Raw genomic sequence first — 15,895 nt, 5'->3', positions numbered from 1 at the left:
GAACATGGATGACGAACGGCTGGTAGTCGCGCTCGAAGCTCGTATTCGGGACTTCGAGAAAAACATGCTCAAGGCCGAGCGGCGGGGCACGCAGTCATATCAGAACCTTCGGCGTGGCTCCCGCCTGTCTACCACCGCCATGGAGCGCGACATGGTTCGATCCACGACGCGGATCAACCAGGCGCTTGCAACGACATCCTCGCGCATCGGTGCATTCGGCAAGGCTTTCGCTGCCGGGGCGGTCGCGGCGGGCATGGCAGCGATCACTACTGGCGCGACACGGGCCGTGCGCAGCATGGCCGAGATTGATCGCGAGGCAAAGCGCGCGGGTCTCAGTGTCACAGCGTTCCAAGAACTGAAGTTTGTTTCTGAGCAGAACCGGATCGAAGTCGATCAGATGGTCGACGGTCTGAAAGAGTTGCAGCTTCGCGCTGACGAATTTGTCGTTACCGGGAAAGGGCCGGCTGCCGAGGCGTTCGCCCGATTGGGGTATGGTGCGACCGCTCTCAAGCGCCGTCTCGAAGATCCCGAGGAATTGTTTACCGACATCATCGGGCGCATGAAGGATCTGGATCGGGCCGGGCAAATCCGCGTGGCCGATGAGGTATTCGGCGGCACCGCCGGTGAGCGGTTCGTGGAATTGCTCTCGCTTGGCGCGGATGGTCTGAGGCGAATGCGTGAGCGTGCGCATGACGTTGGGGCCGTGATGGATAGCGAGGCCATTGCCAAGGCGGCGGAGCTGGATCGCAAGTTTGCCGAGATCACCCAACGGGTCGCCAATCTCGGCAAAAGCATTGTGGTCAATGTCGCGGGCGGGATCGAGGAAGCCCTGACCATCGATATTGACGATATATTCGGATCGGCTGAGCGTGCCATAGCCATGATGGGCGAGGAAAACTATCGCGCCATGAAGGCATCCGATGAAGCCACGGAAGCGCACGCGAGCACCGTTGAGGATTTGCAGGAGACTTACGAGGAACTGTTCCGAGCGATCAACGCGGCCACCGGCCCGACCGGCATTCGCCTCATGGATGTTGCGGATATCGACCAAGCACATGACTTGGCCGCGATCTTGCAGGAGATCGATGGAAAGATGCGCGCGTTCCAAACCGGGGAGGCGAATGCGGAAGATTTCGAGGATGCGGTTTCCGATCTTATCGGAGAGGCCCAGGACCTGATCGGAGAATTGTCAGAGGTCGATGCGCAGCGCTTCGGAAACGTGATCGGGGCCATCGGCGGTATTGCGGACGCGCTGGCAACGGCTTCCAGAAACGCCATGACATTGCGGGGCAACCTGCCGGAGGGAGATTCAAACCTTGTCGATTATGGTCCTCAGAATGGCCGAAAACCCGCTGTCACGATTCGCCCGAACAAGTATGCCCCGACAACCTCTTTGCGGCCCCGGCTGCCCGGCGTGGATGCGAGCTTCGGCAACACGGCTGACCGTGCTGGCGGCGGGGGCGGTGCGCGTGAAGATGTCGATCAGTTCCGGAAAGAGATCGAGAAAACACGGGCTGCGATTGCGCAACTTGAGGCCGAGGCTGTAGCGCTTTCTGCTGTTGCCGCCTCTGGATATGAATTCGGCGATGCCGTCGATTATGCCAGGAAGAAAGCCGAACTGCTCTATGAGGCCCAGGAGGCCGGGAAAGAGCTGACGCCCGAGTTGCGTAGCGAGATCGACACACTGGCGCAGTCCTATGCCCAGGCGGGCAATGCTGCCAGAGATGCTGCGGATCGCCTCAGCGACGTTGCCGAGAACGCCGCCACCGGTGCGGATGCCATGTCCGATCTGTTCCTGGGCATTCTTGATGGATCGATGTCTGCCGAAGAGGCTCTGAAACGACTCGTCGTGCAACTCATCGAGGCGCAGGTCAGGTCTGCCTTCCTCGGCGGCGCAGGCGGTGGTGGGGGCATATTTGCGGCCATCGGCAGCCTGTTGACCGGTGGACGTGCAACCGGTGGTCCGGTGCTGGCCGGATCGGCCTACATGGTTAACGAGCGCACGCCCAGGAGCGAGATATTCGTGCCGGGCCAGAACGGGGCGGTCCTGAACGTACCGCAGGCTCAGGCGGCACTCAGGCAGCAAACCTCCCAAACGGTGGTGACCCCTCAGAATGGGCCGACTGTGGAGCAACACATTCACCTGTCGCCCGGTTTGCAGGAAACGGTGCAGGCGGAAGTCATGCGCGCCGCTCCTTCGATCCGGGACGCTGCCGTGGCGGCGATAAAAGATGAACGACGCAGAAGAGGGCCAAACTGGACATGACGATATCTTATCCACTTGAACTGCCCACTCCCTCCGGGTTTGAAGGCGTACAGATCAGCATGTTTGATGTGGTGGCGGTAGACCGGTCACCCTTCACGCTTCAACAGCAAGTGATTGACTGGGGCGCGCAAATGTGGCGCGGTGAGTTGCGCTTGCCGCCGCTGGATGCCGACGAGGCCGCCGAATGGGAAGGGTGGCTTGGTGCCCTGCGCGGGCAGCGCGGCACATTCCTGCTCGGGGATCCGGGCCGACCGGCTCCACGGGGTACCGCGACATCCGGCGCGGTGACCGGCAGTGCGGGCGATGAAACGGTATCTGTGACCTTGAACGGGACGCTGCTTCGCGGGGATGTTTTCCAACTCGGCATCGGTGCGGATGCCCGGCTTCACAAGGTCGTTCAGGATTGCAGCGGGTCCGGTAGCATGGAGATTTGGCCGGTTCTGCGCAAAGACCGGACAGCTGCCGCGATGACGTTGACCGATGCCAAGGGTAACTTTCGCCTTGCGTCCAATGATCGCGCCTGGGGGATTGCTGGCGGCGGTTGGCGCAGCTTCATCATCCCGGTGGTGGAGGCCGTATGAAACGCCTGGAGAAATCCCTCTGCGCCGCCCTGCGCGATCATCTGGCCGGCAGCTCCCTGCGCCTGCAATCGGAGTATCTGCCGATCTGGGATGCGTTTCTGGCGCTGTCGCGTGCGCGCTCCTGCGGGCCAACGGGGCCGAACCCCATCGGGTATCCCGAGATCGACGCCTATGCGCGCCTTATGCGCCTGCCGCTTGAGCCACGCCATGTGGCCTGTATCGCCGCCATGGATCGAGTCTGGGTGGATCAGGTTTATCGTGGCCGGAACGTTCCGGAGGGAGTGAAGGTGCTGCCGCAACGGTCCGGCCAGGCGCTTACCCCCGGCCTGTTCGATGCGATGATAGGGTGATCGTGAGTTTGGTGAGTGGGTGGATGCTAACGCGCTCCGACAAGTTGTCGGTGCGGACGGATCACTTCGCGAGGTTCACGACCCCGAGCGCGCCGCTGCCATGTGGGCCGCTGCCAACTCCGACCAGTTTGCCGAAGCTAAAGCGAACAGCAAGGCCCGGGCGCTGCGCGGCTGGCATGACCAATGGAAAAAGAAGGTAGTGACAGAATAGATCGCTATTTCCCGTTTCGGATGAAAGAAACTGCCCCATCGACAATGTGAGCTGAGAAGTCAAAATTCAAATGCTGCAATGTTTGGTTTAGCATTTCTTCATTGGCGATTTGATCGTCAAGACTTTTCGCTGTGGTGATCTGTTTTAGAAGCTCAAGGAAATCTTCAGCGGTAAACATTTCCTCAGGATATTTTTCCTCAAGTGTGGAGACAATTTCAGAATTCATGGAGCGGCCATTTTTCTCAGCGGCAGCCTTGATCCGGTCCCGCATTCCATCGGGAAGGCGGACAACAAATTGATCTAGTTGCTTACTTGGTGCGCTCATGGTGTTCACTCCCTTTGTGATATGCAAATGCTATTATTTTTGCTTGACCGCAATGGTATGAAGTGCGTATTAATATGCATATGATATTAATAAGGTGTGAACATGAGCAAAATTAGGCAACTGCCGGTCCGCTTTCCTCTCGACGTGAAGACGTGGCTGGCGGAACAGGCTGCAAAGAACGGCAGCAGCCAGAACAGTGAAGTAATCCGCGCTGTCCGTGAGCGGATGGATCGCACCACCTACCAGCCAAACCAAGAGGAGGTATCCGATGCTACACCCTGAAACAAGAAAGACCGCCGGGATAGAGGCCCGAACGGTCTTTGATGAAATCCAGTCTGAAAGGAAATCAGAAGTGAATATACCGAAACACGACGACGAATGCAACTGTTTGCCTGCTGAATGGCTGGCGGAACTGGAGGACTTCCTTGCTCTCGCTGATGATGAACTTGAGGGGAAGCGCCCGACCTCCCGCAACATCGCACAAGCCCGTAGCTATCTGCGCCATGCGGCTTGCCGTGTTGAGCGCCTGATTGGGGGTGCGGCATGAGAGAACGCAAAATCAAAATGACCCGCCAGCAAATGCAAGACGAAGCGGGGATCATTCAAACCTTATTGAGTGCCGCACTATACATGCATTCCGAGCCGAACCGGGAGGATTTGTTTGTAATTATCGAGAAGGCTCAAGACCGCGCCTATCGTCTCAATATCGCGCTGGACGACGTGAACGCACCGGAGGGCATGGCATGATCACAAGGGATCACCTGATAGAAGTTGACCACTCTCTGGCCGAGATGCGGCAACTCGTGGATATGCTCGAACTGATTGGCAATGAGATGGGCGGTACGGTCATTGAGAACCCGCACTACGCCAAGATGCGTAATGCAACCTGTGGTGTGATCAACGCGGTAGCAGAGCGAGCCGACAGAGCAATGATGAATTTCGAGGCACTTTACAAATGTCTTCCGGAAGGGGCGAGGCATGACTGAGAGAAATTGGATGGAGGAGCACGGCAAGCTGGAAGACAAGCTGTCCGACGTCGCTAACCTCGTCGCAGCGTTGCAGATCGTCTCCTTCGAGATCGCGGGCGCTACACCTGACAGACCGATTAGCATGGAGCAAAGGAGTGCAGTGATAGGCATAAGCGATGCACTGGAAAGGCTGGTAGGTGCTGCCTGAATAAATGGGCAAGGAGCATAAAGTGTCGCTTGACCATTTGCTTTGCAATGCGTATAAAAGATCAAGCGACACTTTAACTTTGCGAGGCTAATATGAGCATCTATACAAGATATTTTTCTGCGGGTGAGGTTGCCCAGGCGTCAGGCATTACACCCTCTACCCTTCAAAACTGGATCAAGCGGGATGTGATCATCGGACACAAAATTGAAGGCGGTGGGTCGCAAGGTAAGCATCGCCGCTTTTCTTGGCACAACGTGATGGAGATTGCGACGGCAGCGGCGCTGGTGAAAGCTGGCGTTTCCGATCTTGGAGTCGCCTTCTATGCCGCTCAGTCCTTCGCGCACGTTGCCCATGCTGCGCCCTCGGGCAAACTGCAACGCCTTCCGGCGTTGCCCTATGATATTAGCTATGGTCGCACCTTGCTGTTTGTCGCTGGCAAACATTCCCAAATTACCACTTATAAACCAGGGTCCGATCCGTTCGTTCGTGTGGCATACGGGGGGCGTGATCGCGAAGCGTTCATCGTCGTGGATTTGCTTGCAGTGTTTGACCGGGTTTGTGTTTCGCTCGGACTCAATCCGCAAGAGGTGATGAGCCAGGCGGCTGCCAGGGGAGGTGCCTAATCAATGTCTTCCCGTCGCGCCACCATCACAGAAGCCGAACTGACCCGATACATCACAACGTATCGGGGCGCAGCCATTCCTGTGGTGCGCACTGAGATCGGACGTTGCGGTGGCTAACCTGCTCCCTCCATATACCACGCCTGCCGATCTGGCAGACCATTTCGGTGTGTCGGAGCGGACATTGCGGGGCACGATCCGCGACCTGGGTGCCTATGCTAAGCTGGGCCAGAAAACGATCCTGTTTCAGGAACACGTTGAACAGCTTAAGGAGGCCATGAAATGTCCCTCAAACTCTTCCAGCGCAATGGCGTCTGGTACTTCCGAGGAACTGTTGCCGGAAGGCGATTTTACCAGTCTGCAAAAACGACTGATCGGAAAATCGCGGAACGTATCAAAGCGGAAACCGAAGCCAAAGCGTGGCAACGTAGTTTCGATGGGCCAGGGGCAGGGCTGACGATGGCGCAGGTGTTCACGGCCTATCTGGATGCGGACAAGTCAGAGAGGTTCCTTCTCAAGCTGGCGCAGTATTGGAAAGATATGCTGGCGGAAGACGTGACGCCCGAACTGATCCGGCAGGCGGCGAAGAAGATTTATCCGAATGCGAATGAACCGACATGGAACCGGCAGGTGATCAAGCCGACGCAGGCCGCGATCAACCACGCGGCGGGGCTTGGTTGGTGTCAGCGCATTTCGGTGAAACGCTATACGGAAAACCCCGAGGTGAAGACACCGGCCACGGTGGAGTGGGTGCGTGCCTTTGCATCACAGGCCGATACGGATGGCCTGCCGCACCTGGGCGCGCTTTGCCTGTTCATGTTCGGCACAGCCGCGCGCGTCGGGGAGGCTTGCAGTCTGACCTGGCGCTATGTCGATCTGAACGCAGCAACGGCAGAACTGCACCTTTTCAAACCGACACCGTGGAAGCGCATCGCGCACCTGCCGCCCGAAGTCGTGGTCGCGCTGGCGAACATTCCCAGCAACCGAAATCCGGATGATCCGGTATTCGGCTACTCGGGCCGGGGCAGCGTTCGGGGGCCGTGGAACAATGTTTGCAGGCGCGCGAAGATCGAGCGTTTGACCCCGCACTGCTGTCGGCATGGCTTTGCCACGTCAATGCTGCAAGCGGGTATCGACGTGAAGACGGTGGCGGATATGGGCGGCTGGAAAGATGCCACTACGGTACTTCGTACCTACGCCCATGCCATGAAAGACCCGAGCATCACCAACGTGCTTTTTGGTGCAAAATCGGTGCAAGGTGAAGACTATGATCTTCCAACTATCCGAAATAAAAGGAGAAAATAAAAAATGCCTATGCCCCTCGTTGGGAGGGGTGTCCCGCGGATCGGAACGGGCTCAGTCAGGGACTTTCGCACGCGCTGGAATGACGCTAGAACGCCGCTCGAGCGATTAAACGCGACCTCTTTGACTATGATCGGAAACCTGCCCCCATGTTCATCGCCACGCTGATTGCGCCTGAGGGTGCTTTGGATCCTGCCCTTGTGGATGCCCTGCGCAACGCCTGGGGTGGGGGGGACGCGCAATGGTTGTCGCCCGACGAGGCGGCAGAGTTTTCGCTGGCCGAAATTCCCTCGAACCGCTGGAAGGTCTGGGCGGACCTGCAACAGCAAAAGGTCGATCTGGTCATCCAGCCCGCCGAGGGGCGGCGCAAGAAAATGCTGCTGGCCGACATGGACAGCACCATGATTCAACAGGAATGCATCGACGAACTGGCCGAGGTCGCGGGTGTGGGCGAGCATGTCCGGGATATCACCGCGCGCGCGATGAATGGCGAACTGGATTTCGAAGGCGCGTTGCTTGAACGGGTGGCGCTTCTGAAAGGGCTGGACGAGGCCGTGATCGCGCAGGTTCTGGCCGAGCGCATCACCTATATGCCCGGCGGCAAGGCTCTGGTGTCGACGATGAAGGCGTATGGCGCGCGCTGCGTGCTGGTGTCGGGGGGCTTTACCGCCTTCACCGCCAGGGTCGCCACCGATCTGGGCTTTGACGAAAACCGCGCCAACACCCTGTTGATCGAGGGCGGCAAACTGACCGGTGACGTGACCCGCCCGATCCTTGGCCGTGCCGCCAAGGTAGAGGCCCTGGAAGAGATCAGCGCCGGCCTTGGGATCACCGAGGCCGACGTGATCGCCGTGGGTGACGGGGCCAACGATCTGGGCATGCTGGGCCGGGCGGGCACCGGCGTGGCGCTGCATGCCAAGCCCTCGGTTGCCGAACAGTGCGACGTGCGGGTGAACCACGGCGATCTGACCGCACTTTTGTACCTTCAGGGATACACTCGCGACAGCTTTGCCGCGCCCTGAGTGAAACGCTTGATAAGCCATCAGTTTTCGGGCATCGTCCGGTTCATTCCAGCAGCAAATCCTGGGGGATGAGTTGTAAGGGGTTTTAGGGTGGCCGAGATCGAAATTTTCGTGACCGGGGACGAGGTGGGGACCTTTTCCAGCGTCTCGACAACAGGCAATGACAACGGGATGAAAGTGACACTGACCGGCGTTCAGACGCTCGGCTCGGCGACTGACATCTTTCGTGTCGTGATCCGACAAGTCAATCCGGGTGACAATCTGTTCTCGAACGGGCAATTCGTCGATATTTACGCATGGCCCGCAAGCGATCCGCCCGCGCCGCCGATCTATTCCAGCCTGAATCCGCAGCACGATCAGTTTCAGGGCCGTGCGTCCTCGGGCGAGCATCAGATCATGACCAGCCCCGCGAATATCGTGTTCGATGTGAACGGCCTGACCTCGGGAACCATGCAATACGGCCCCGGTCTGGAGCCGCCCCGCGATCAGCAATTGGCGTTCGATACCTTTTCGCCAGACCCGCCGGTCTTTCCCTGCTTCGCCGCCGGAACGCTGATCGAAACCGATACCGGCCCGCTGCCGGTCGAAATCATCCGCCCCGGCGATATGGTCCGGACTCTGGATCACGGGCTTCAGCCGGTGCGCTGGGCCGGTCACCGCACGGTGCCGGGGCGCGGTCTTATGGCCCCTGTGGAAATATCGGCAGGGGCTTTGGGCAACCGGCGCAAGCTGGTGGTGTCGCCGCAACACCGGATGCTGGTCGAAGACTGGCGCGCCGAGATGTATTTCGGCCAGCCGCAGGTGTTGGTCGCGGCGGTGCATCTGGTCAATGGCGATACCATCCGGCAGGTGCCCCGGCGGCGCGTGTGCTATGTGCATCTGGCTTTTGACCGGCACGAAGTGATCATGGCCGAAGGTATCCCGAGCGAAAGCCTGTATCTGGGCGCACTGGCGCAAGAGGCGCTCAGCACCGCCGAACGCGCCGAAATCGCCGCCCTGTTCCCTGAATTGACCGGTTCGGCCGAACCCGCGTCAAATGCTTTGGCCCGCCCGGCGCGGCGTTGCCTGCGCCGATGGGAAACCGCGCTGGTCGCCTGAATTTCCGGCAATCGGGCCGTATACCGCTGAGGCGTCCCGGATTGATCGCGCGGCCGCTTGCAGCCCGCGCCGGGCTGCCCCATATCACGCTGCATGAGCGAACAGGCAAACACGGATCAATTTGTAATGCGGGCAAAAGTGGCGTCGGTCATCGACCGGCAGGCGGTGCAGAATTTCATCCTTGGCGTCATCCTGTTCAACGCGGTGATCCTCGGTATGGAAACCTCCGACAGGCTGATGCAGGCCGCAGGCCCGTTGATCGTGACGCTGGATTCGATCTGCCTCGCCATCTTCGTGGTCGAGATCGCGGCCAAGCTCTATGCCCGTGGCGGCGGGTTTTTCCGCAGCGGATGGAACATCTTCGATTTCGTGATCGTCGGCATTTCCCTGATCCCCGCCGCACAGGGCCTCAGCGTGCTGCGGGCCCTGCGTATCCTGCGTCTGTTGCGCGTGCTGTCGGTCACCCCGTCGCTGCGTCGCGTGGTCGAAGGGCTGATGAACGCACTGCCGGGCATGGGGTCGGTGTTCCTGCTGATGGGGATCATCTTCTATATCGGCTCGGTCATGGCGACCAAGCTGTTCGGCGCGGCCTTTCCTGACTGGTTCGGCACGCTTGGCCTGTCGGCCTATTCGCTGTTCCAGATCATGACGCTGGAATCGTGGTCGATGGGGATCGTGCGCCCGGTGATGGAGGTATATACCCACGCCTGGGCTTTCTTTGTACCGTTCATCCTGGTCACTACCTTCGCCGTGGTGAACCTTGTGGTGGGCCTGATCGTGAACTCCATGCAGGACGCGCACCACGAAGAGGACGCCGAGAAAACCGATACCTACCGTGACGAGGTTTTTGCCCGGCTGGATCGCATCGAAACTCTTCTGAACGAGCGCGCCAGGCGATAGCCGAAAGCCCGGCTGTCATGACCGTATCGCGCTAGACGAAACCTTCGCCGTTGCAGATCGAACAGCGGGTGAATCTTCGCCCGAAACACCCCTGGCAAGCGGTCGTCTGTGTCTTTCCGAAAATGTCGCGGCCCGTCACGACCTGACCGGCGCCCAGGCAGATCTGGCAGGACGCATTGCCCGAGCCGCGGCAGCGATGACAGCGCCGCGGAATGTGCCGGGTTTGGTGTTTTCGCGCAGCCGTATGGTTTTTCCTCATCGTTCAAACCAATCCGAAACGCCCCCGTCAGAGGCTGGCGTTCTGCGCCAGCGTTCAGGCCCAATCGGCGGATATTACTGCCAATCGGCGGTGATTCTGTGGCAAACAGCGGGCAGGGCTGTGGCGCGGAGACCCGCACAGGCCGAGCGCCGCGGCGCTGTGCATTGTTCCGGTTGCAAGGCCAGGTCCTAGCGCGAGCGCGTCAGTTCAAGGAACACGTCCTGCAAATCGGCCTGCTCGGTTTTCACGTCACGAATGCGGATGCCCGCGCCGCGCACCGCCTCCAGCACCGCTTCGGCGGGCGTCTCGCGGGATTGATAGCTCAGCGCCAGCGATCCGTCAGGGCGCGTTTCCACCTCGATGCCGGGGGCCTCGGGCAGGGTGGCCGCCTCGTCTTCGGGGTGGATGATCATGGTCTTGCTGTCCAGCCGCCCCAGCAGGTTGGCCGTGCTGTCGCGCGCCACCACTTCGCCGAAATTGATGATCGCGATTTCGTCGCACATCTCTTCGGCCTCTTCCAGATAATGGGTGGTCAGGATCACCGTCATGCCCTGTTGGTTGAGGCGACGCACGTTTTCCCACAGCATCTGGCGCAGTTCGATATCCACCCCCGCCGTCGGTTCGTCCAGCACCAGAACATGGGGCTGATGCACCAGCGCCTTGGCCAGCAACAGCCGCCGCCGCATGCCCCCCGACAGGGTGCGCGCATAGGCTTCGGCCTTGTCTTCCAGCCCGACCAGCCGCAGGATCTCGTCGCTGCGGCGCTGCGATTTGGGCACCCCGTACAGCCCCGCCTGCACCTCGAGCGCGGCGCGCGGGGTAAAGAACGGATCGAGGTTCAACTCCTGCGGCATCACCCCGATCGAGGCGCGGCTTTGCCGGGGATTCACATCCTGATCGAAGCCCCAGATCGTCACCTGCCCGGCGGTTTTCACCACCAGCCCGGCCAGAATGTTGATCAGCGTCGATTTCCCTGCCCCGTTGGGGCCGAGCAGGCCAAAGACCGATCCGGCGGGAATCTCCAGATCGACCCCTTTCAGCGCCTGTTTCGCCGGTGCGCCGCGCCCGGCGGCATAGGTTTTCTGCAAGCCCCGGATTTCGATGGCGTTCTGACTCATTGGTGCCCTTGCCCCTGCCTGTCGGATCAATCATATTCGGACCTAGTGGAATTGCAGGCAAAAGGAAACGCCAGATGGTGACGAAAGCCCCCGAGACACGGATCGTTGACAGCTATCGTGTTGCCTGTGACGGCGGCGAGGGCGCATTGGGCCATCCGCGCGTCTGGCTGTCGGTATCGCATGAAACGGGCTATGTCGAATGCCCTTACTGCGATTGCAAATACATCCATAAGGACTTCGAAGGTGAAGCCTCGGCCGCCTGAACCGGACCCTGTTCCCGACCGGCGTTCGTTCTTGATGACGGGTGTCACGATACTTGCCATGGCGGGGCTCGGAATTTCCTCGTGGCGTTTCATCGACAAGCTGCGCACCCCCGATTTCGATTTCAAACCCTATCCCGACCTGCCGGGGTTCCGTCAGCTTGAGGGCGGCCCGGTATCGCGCGGGGTTCCGGCACTGGTCGGGCTCGACCCGTCGGAGCGGCCGCAAATCGTTTCCGGCGAAGCGCTCTGTGCGGCGCTTTTTTCCGCGCCGCGCCAGACGGGCGATCTGCCGATCGCTTATTTTTCGGATTATCGGTGCAGCATCTGCCGTCAGGTCAGCCCACGGCTGCACGCGTTGCAGGACAGCGCGCCGGTGGCGATCACCTGGCACGAGCTTCCGCTGTTGGGGGCGGCATCGCTGCGGGCCGCCCGCGCCGCGCTGGCCGCAAGGAAACAAGGGGCCTACGATGCGTTTCACAACAGGTTGATGGATTCGCCCTTCCTGCCCAACAATGCCTATCTGCGCGCTGTGGCCGGCGAAGAAGGGGCGAACCCCGACCAACTGATCGCCGATATGGAAGACCTGGCAGTGACCCGGCAACTCGGCATGACGGCAGCGCTTGCGTCGCGCTTCGGATTCTTCGGCACGCCCGCTCTGGTGGTCGGGCGCACGGCCTTCATGGGAGATATCGGCCAGCGCCAGCTCAAGGCCCTGATCGAGCTCGAGCAACAGAATGCCGCTACCTTGCCTTGCCCGGTAACGGGTTGATCAGTTACCGGCTGCCAAAATCGCCTTCCGATCTCAGGGCGCACCGGTTGCCGTCCGGGTCGTGAAACTCGGCCATCATGCCCCAGTCGTGCTTGCGAACGCTCACCTCCACCCCTCTGGCGACAAGCTCCGCCGCTGCGGCCTCGACATCGCGCACATTGAAACGAAACTTTGTCGGGCAGGTTTCGGGCGTTTTCCCCTCGGTCCGGGCGGTGCCGCCCGGTTCCACCATCAGGTAGGCGCCACCCATGTCGAAACAGGTCAGTCGCTCGCCTGGGCGATCGAATTCGAACAGCAGGGGCAGGCCCAGAACCTCGCCATAAAAGGTCACGCAGGCGCGATAGTTTTCAGTGTTCAGGATAACGCCGGTCCTGTCGGTTTCCATGATGCGGTCCCATGTGGCTGGTAACGGAAATTGTCGGCAAGGTAGCGCCGCGCGACACCCGCGACCACATCGAATACGCAGGAACCCGCTGGAAGCGCGCGCCACTTCGTGGCAATACCAAGACCGCAGGACAATCCAAACGGGGGCGATCATGGGCAATTCATTCGGCAAGGGGTGCCACCTGCACCTGATCGACGGCTCGGCCTTCATCTTCCGGGCCTATCACGCCCTGCCGCCGCTGACGCGCAAATCCGACGGGCTGCCCATCGGGGCGGTCTCGGGCTTTTGCAACATGTTGCAGCGCTACATCGACGGCAACAACACCAGCGACGACGCCCCCACCCATATCGCCGTGATCTTCGACAAGGGCAGCCACACCTTCCGCAACGATCTTTACGATCAGTACAAGGCCAACCGCGAGGCGATGCCCGAAGACCTGCGCCCGCAAATCCCGCTGACCCGCCGCGCGACCGAGGCGTTCAACATCGCCTGCAAGGAACTGGAAGGGTACGAGGCCGACGACATCATCGCCACCCTGTCCTGTCAGGCGCGCGAGGCCGGTGGGCGCGTCACGATCATCTCATCCGACAAGGACCTGATGCAACTGGTCGGCGGCGGCGTCGAAATGCTGGATGCCATGAAAAACCGCCGTATCGACGTTGAAGGCGTCGAGGAAAAGTTCGGCGTCGGGCCGGATCGCGTGGTCGATGTGCAGGCTCTCGCGGGCGACAGCGTCGATAACGTGCCGGGTGCGCCCGGCATCGGCATCAAGACCGCCGCGCTGCTGATCAACGAGTTCGGCAGCCTTGAGGAACTGCTCGACCGGGCCGAAGAGATCAAACAGCCCAAGCGCCGCCAGACCCTGATCGACAAGCGCGAGCAGATCGAACTGTCCAAGAAACTGGTGCAGCTCGATTGCGACACCCCGCTCGATTTCACGCTCGATGATCTGGAACTGCGCGAGCCCGACACCGACACCCTGCTGGCGTTCCTGGCCGAGATGGAATTCCGCACCCTCTCCAAACGCATTGCCGACTCCCTGGGCGTCGAGGCCCCGGTGATCCCCGATACCAACCCCGCAGGCGCCGACCCGGCCGAAGAAGACCCCGAATGGCCCGCCATTGACCCCGACGCTTACGAACACGTCTCGACGATGGAGGCGCTGAACGCCTGGATCGACCGTATCCGCGCCCGTGGGTACGTGGCGGTGGACACCGAAACCACCTCGCTCAACGAAATGCAGGCCGATCTGGTGGGCATCTCCCTGTCGGTCGATCCGGGGCAGGCCTGTTACATCCCGCTCACGCATCGCGACGGGGCGTCCGACGACCTGTTCAGCACCGATGCGCTGGCCGAAGGGCAGTTGCCGCTCGACGATGTGCTGGCCGCGCTCAAGCCGGTGCTTGAGGATGACGCGATCCTCAAGATCGGCCAGAACATGAAATACGACGCCAAGATCTTCGCCCGCCACGACATCACCGTCGCGCCGTTCGACGACACGATGCTGATGTCCTACGCGCTGAACGCGGGCATTCACGGGCATGGCATGGACACGCTCTCCGAACGCTATCTCAGCCACACGCCGATCCCCATCAAGACCCTGCTGGGCAGCGGCAAATCGGCCATCACCTTTGATCGCGTGCCGGTGGCCGAGGCCGTGAAATACGCCGCCGAAGATGCCGATATCACCCTGCGCCTCTGGCTGACCTTCAAGCCGCAACTGCACCGCGAGAAAGTGACCACCGTCTACGAAACGCTGGAGCGCCCCCTCTCGCCCGTCCTCGCCCGGATGGAGCGCAACGGCATCAAGGTGGATCGCGAGACCCTGTCGCGCATGTCCGGCAAGTTCGCCCAGAAAATGGCCGAACTCGAAGAGGAAATTCACGAACTCGCAGGCCGCAAGTTCAACGTCGGATCGCCCAAGCAACTGGGCGAAATCCTGTTCGACGAAATGGGCCTCGACGGCGGCAAGAAGGGCAAGACCGGCGCCTATGCCACCGGCGCCGACGTGCTCGAGGATCTGGCCACCGAACACGATCTGCCCGCCCGCGTGCTGGACTGGCGCGCGCTCTCGAAGCTGAAATCCACCTATACCGACGCGCTTCAGGATCATATCGACCCGGACACGGGCCGCGTGCACACCTCCTATGTCCAGACCGGGGCGAATACCGGGCGTCTGGCCTCGACCGATCCGAACCTGCAAAACATCCCCGTGCGCAGCGAAGAAGGCCGCCGCATCCGCGAGGCCTTCGTCGCCGAGCCGGGCAATGTTCTGGTCAGCCTCGACTATTCCCAGATCGAATTGCGCATTCTCGCCCATGTGGCTGACCTTCCGGCGATGAAACAGGCGTTCAGGGACGGTCAGGACATCCACGCCATGACCGCCAGCGAAATGTTCGACGTACCGATGGACGAGATGACCCCGGACATCCGCCGTCAGGCCAAGGCGATCAATTTCGGCGTAATCTATGGTATCTCGGGCTTTGGCCTTGCCCGCAACCTGCGCATCCCCCGCTCCGAGGCGCAGGGCTTTATCGACCGCTATTTCGAGCGCTTCCCCGGTATCAAGACCTACATGGACGACACGGTGGGCTTCGCCAAAGAGCACGGTTTCGTCCAAACGCTCTTTGGCCGGAAAATCCACACCCCCGAGATTTCGGCCAAGGGTCCGCGCGCCGGGTTCGCCAGACGCGCCGCGATCAACGCGCCCATCCAAGGCACCGCCGCCGACATCATCCGCCGCGCCATGATCCGCATGCCCGACGCCATTCAGGGCCAGCCCGCCAGGATGCTGTTGCAGGTGCATGACGAACTGATCTTCGAAGTGGCCGAAGACGCCACCCGCAAACTGATCGACACCGCCCGCGAGGTGATGGAAGGAGCCGCGCTGCCGGCGGTCAAGGTGGACGTGCCCATGGTCGTGGATGCCGGGCAGGGGGCCAACTGGGCGCAGGCGCACTGACCGAAAGGCCGGCGGGGGGCTTCCCCATGCGCGAAACAGCGGCCGCAGGCCGCCATACATCGCCGTGCCGCCCCCCGGCGATGCACGTCTCACCGCACGAGGCCTAAGCCCTGTCGCGCCTTTCCCGACCCTGCCCCAAGGACGCGTTGCACAGGCCAAGCCCTGCGTTTTTTGCAGTCCCGTTATGCCCCGGCCCTGATGACGTTCCCGGATCATTCCCTGCCGTTTCTGCAACACGGCAATTTGGCGAATCGGCTAGGTGCGTGCATTCTTGCCACCTGTCTTCGC

The 15,895-nt window shown here is 60.9% G+C and carries 20 protein-coding genes; 17 read left to right on the top strand and 3 right to left on the bottom strand.

Features of this window, described 5'->3' with window-relative positions:
- Positions 1–4: 4 nt before the first annotated feature.
- Genes BUB53_RS08680 through BUB53_RS08670 form a run of 3 tightly spaced genes read left to right on the top strand, consistent with a single transcriptional unit; the run spans position 5 to position 3,197 of the window.
- Positions 5–2,266 (top strand): hypothetical protein, encoded by a 2,262-nt coding sequence (locus BUB53_RS08680; RefSeq protein WP_073034307.1) that lies wholly within the window; start codon positions 5–7, stop codon positions 2,264–2,266.
- Positions 2,263–2,847: a hypothetical protein gene (locus BUB53_RS08675; protein ID WP_073034306.1), complete on the top strand. Its 585-nt coding sequence runs from the start codon at positions 2,263–2,265 to the stop codon at positions 2,845–2,847. The genes BUB53_RS08680 and BUB53_RS08675 overlap by 4 nt, the downstream gene beginning before the upstream one ends.
- Complete coding sequence (locus tag BUB53_RS08670; RefSeq protein ID WP_073034305.1) at positions 2,844–3,197, top strand: phage tail assembly chaperone; 354 nt, start codon at positions 2,844–2,846, stop codon at positions 3,195–3,197. Before BUB53_RS08675 ends, BUB53_RS08670 begins: the two co-directional genes overlap by 4 nt.
- A 215-nt stretch (positions 3,198–3,412) precedes the next feature.
- Here the strand turns inward: BUB53_RS08670 and BUB53_RS08665 are convergent, their stop codons facing one another.
- Positions 3,413–3,733 carry an Arc family DNA-binding protein gene (locus BUB53_RS08665; protein WP_084729037.1) on the bottom strand — a complete coding sequence of 107 codons (321 nt, stop codon included), beginning with the start codon at positions 3,731–3,733 and terminating at the stop codon, positions 3,413–3,415.
- A 102-nt stretch (positions 3,734–3,835) separates the two neighbouring features.
- On the opposite strand from BUB53_RS08665, the gene BUB53_RS08660 reads away from it, so the two are divergent.
- The 11 genes from BUB53_RS08660 to BUB53_RS08620 all read left to right on the top strand — a co-directional run bounded on the left by BUB53_RS08660 (position 3,836) and on the right by BUB53_RS08620 (position 9,851).
- On the top strand, positions 3,836–4,015 hold the full coding sequence (locus tag BUB53_RS08660; RefSeq protein ID WP_073034303.1) for an Arc family DNA-binding protein: 180 nt from the start codon (positions 3,836–3,838) through the stop codon (positions 4,013–4,015).
- Positions 4,002–4,280 (top strand): hypothetical protein, encoded by a 279-nt coding sequence (locus BUB53_RS22445; protein WP_143163168.1) that lies wholly within the window; start codon positions 4,002–4,004, stop codon positions 4,278–4,280. Before BUB53_RS08660 ends, BUB53_RS22445 begins: the two co-directional genes overlap by 14 nt.
- Positions 4,277–4,480, top strand: coding sequence for a hypothetical protein (locus BUB53_RS08655; RefSeq protein ID WP_143163167.1), 204 nt, complete (start codon positions 4,277–4,279; stop codon positions 4,478–4,480). Before BUB53_RS22445 ends, BUB53_RS08655 begins: the two co-directional genes overlap by 4 nt.
- Positions 4,477–4,719 carry a hypothetical protein gene (locus BUB53_RS08650; RefSeq protein WP_073034301.1) on the top strand — a complete coding sequence of 81 codons (243 nt, stop codon included), beginning with the start codon at positions 4,477–4,479 and terminating at the stop codon, positions 4,717–4,719. The genes BUB53_RS08655 and BUB53_RS08650 overlap by 4 nt, the downstream gene beginning before the upstream one ends.
- Entirely contained in the window at positions 4,712–4,909 is a 198-nt protein-coding gene (locus tag BUB53_RS08645) for a hypothetical protein (protein ID WP_143163166.1), read from the top strand. Before BUB53_RS08650 ends, BUB53_RS08645 begins: the two co-directional genes overlap by 8 nt.
- Before the next feature lie 92 nt (positions 4,910–5,001).
- Complete coding sequence (locus BUB53_RS08640) at positions 5,002–5,532, top strand: MerR family transcriptional regulator (protein ID WP_073034299.1); 531 nt, start codon at positions 5,002–5,004, stop codon at positions 5,530–5,532.
- A gap of 109 nt (positions 5,533–5,641) precedes the next feature.
- Positions 5,642–5,986: a hypothetical protein gene (locus BUB53_RS22940; RefSeq protein ID WP_200797790.1), complete on the top strand. Its 345-nt coding sequence runs from the start codon at positions 5,642–5,644 to the stop codon at positions 5,984–5,986.
- A gap of 83 nt (positions 5,987–6,069) precedes the next feature.
- Positions 6,070–6,834, top strand: a complete 765-nt coding sequence (locus tag BUB53_RS08635; RefSeq protein ID WP_200797789.1) for a tyrosine-type recombinase/integrase — start codon at positions 6,070–6,072, stop codon at positions 6,832–6,834.
- A gap of 146 nt (positions 6,835–6,980) precedes the next feature.
- A complete protein-coding gene (gene serB, locus BUB53_RS08630) occupies positions 6,981–7,853 on the top strand; it encodes a phosphoserine phosphatase SerB (RefSeq protein WP_073034297.1) in 873 nt (290 codons plus the stop codon).
- Between the two features lie 90 nt (positions 7,854–7,943).
- Entirely contained in the window at positions 7,944–8,951 is a 1,008-nt protein-coding gene (locus BUB53_RS08625) for a Hint domain-containing protein (protein ID WP_073034296.1), read from the top strand.
- A 126-nt stretch (positions 8,952–9,077) separates the two neighbouring features.
- Positions 9,078–9,851 carry an ion transporter gene (locus BUB53_RS08620; RefSeq protein WP_073034363.1) on the top strand — a complete coding sequence of 258 codons (774 nt, stop codon included), beginning with the start codon at positions 9,078–9,080 and terminating at the stop codon, positions 9,849–9,851.
- A 447-nt stretch (positions 9,852–10,298) separates the two neighbouring features.
- On the opposite strand, the gene BUB53_RS08615 is transcribed toward BUB53_RS08620, so the two are convergent.
- On the bottom strand, positions 10,299–11,228 hold the full coding sequence (locus tag BUB53_RS08615) for an ABC transporter ATP-binding protein (RefSeq protein ID WP_073034295.1): 930 nt from the start codon (positions 11,226–11,228) through the stop codon (positions 10,299–10,301).
- A gap of 74 nt (positions 11,229–11,302) precedes the next feature.
- Between BUB53_RS08615 and BUB53_RS08610 the strand changes: the two genes are divergently transcribed.
- Positions 11,303–11,491: a zinc-finger domain-containing protein gene (locus tag BUB53_RS08610; protein ID WP_073034294.1), complete on the top strand. Its 189-nt coding sequence runs from the start codon at positions 11,303–11,305 to the stop codon at positions 11,489–11,491.
- A 34-nt stretch (positions 11,492–11,525) separates the two neighbouring features.
- Positions 11,526–12,260: a DsbA family protein gene (locus tag BUB53_RS08605; RefSeq protein ID WP_073034293.1), complete on the top strand. Its 735-nt coding sequence runs from the start codon at positions 11,526–11,528 to the stop codon at positions 12,258–12,260.
- Positions 12,261–12,264: 4 nt separating this feature from the next.
- Here the strand turns inward: BUB53_RS08605 and BUB53_RS08600 are convergent, their stop codons facing one another.
- Positions 12,265–12,645 carry a VOC family protein gene (locus tag BUB53_RS08600; protein WP_073034292.1) on the bottom strand — a complete coding sequence of 127 codons (381 nt, stop codon included), beginning with the start codon at positions 12,643–12,645 and terminating at the stop codon, positions 12,265–12,267.
- 151 nt (positions 12,646–12,796) lie between these two features.
- On the opposite strand from BUB53_RS08600, the gene polA reads away from it, so the two are divergent.
- Positions 12,797–15,607 carry a DNA polymerase I gene (gene polA, locus BUB53_RS08595; protein WP_073034291.1) on the top strand — a complete coding sequence of 937 codons (2,811 nt, stop codon included), beginning with the start codon at positions 12,797–12,799 and terminating at the stop codon, positions 15,605–15,607.
- The last annotated feature ends 288 nt before the right edge of the window (positions 15,608–15,895 follow it).

Source organism: Roseovarius pacificus (genome assembly GCF_900142665.1).
Classification (GTDB): Bacteria; Pseudomonadota; Alphaproteobacteria; order Rhodobacterales; family Rhodobacteraceae; genus Roseovarius; species Roseovarius pacificus.
The sequence above is the reverse complement of the archived record's forward strand: the minus strand, read 5'-3'. Positions and strand labels throughout refer to the sequence as shown.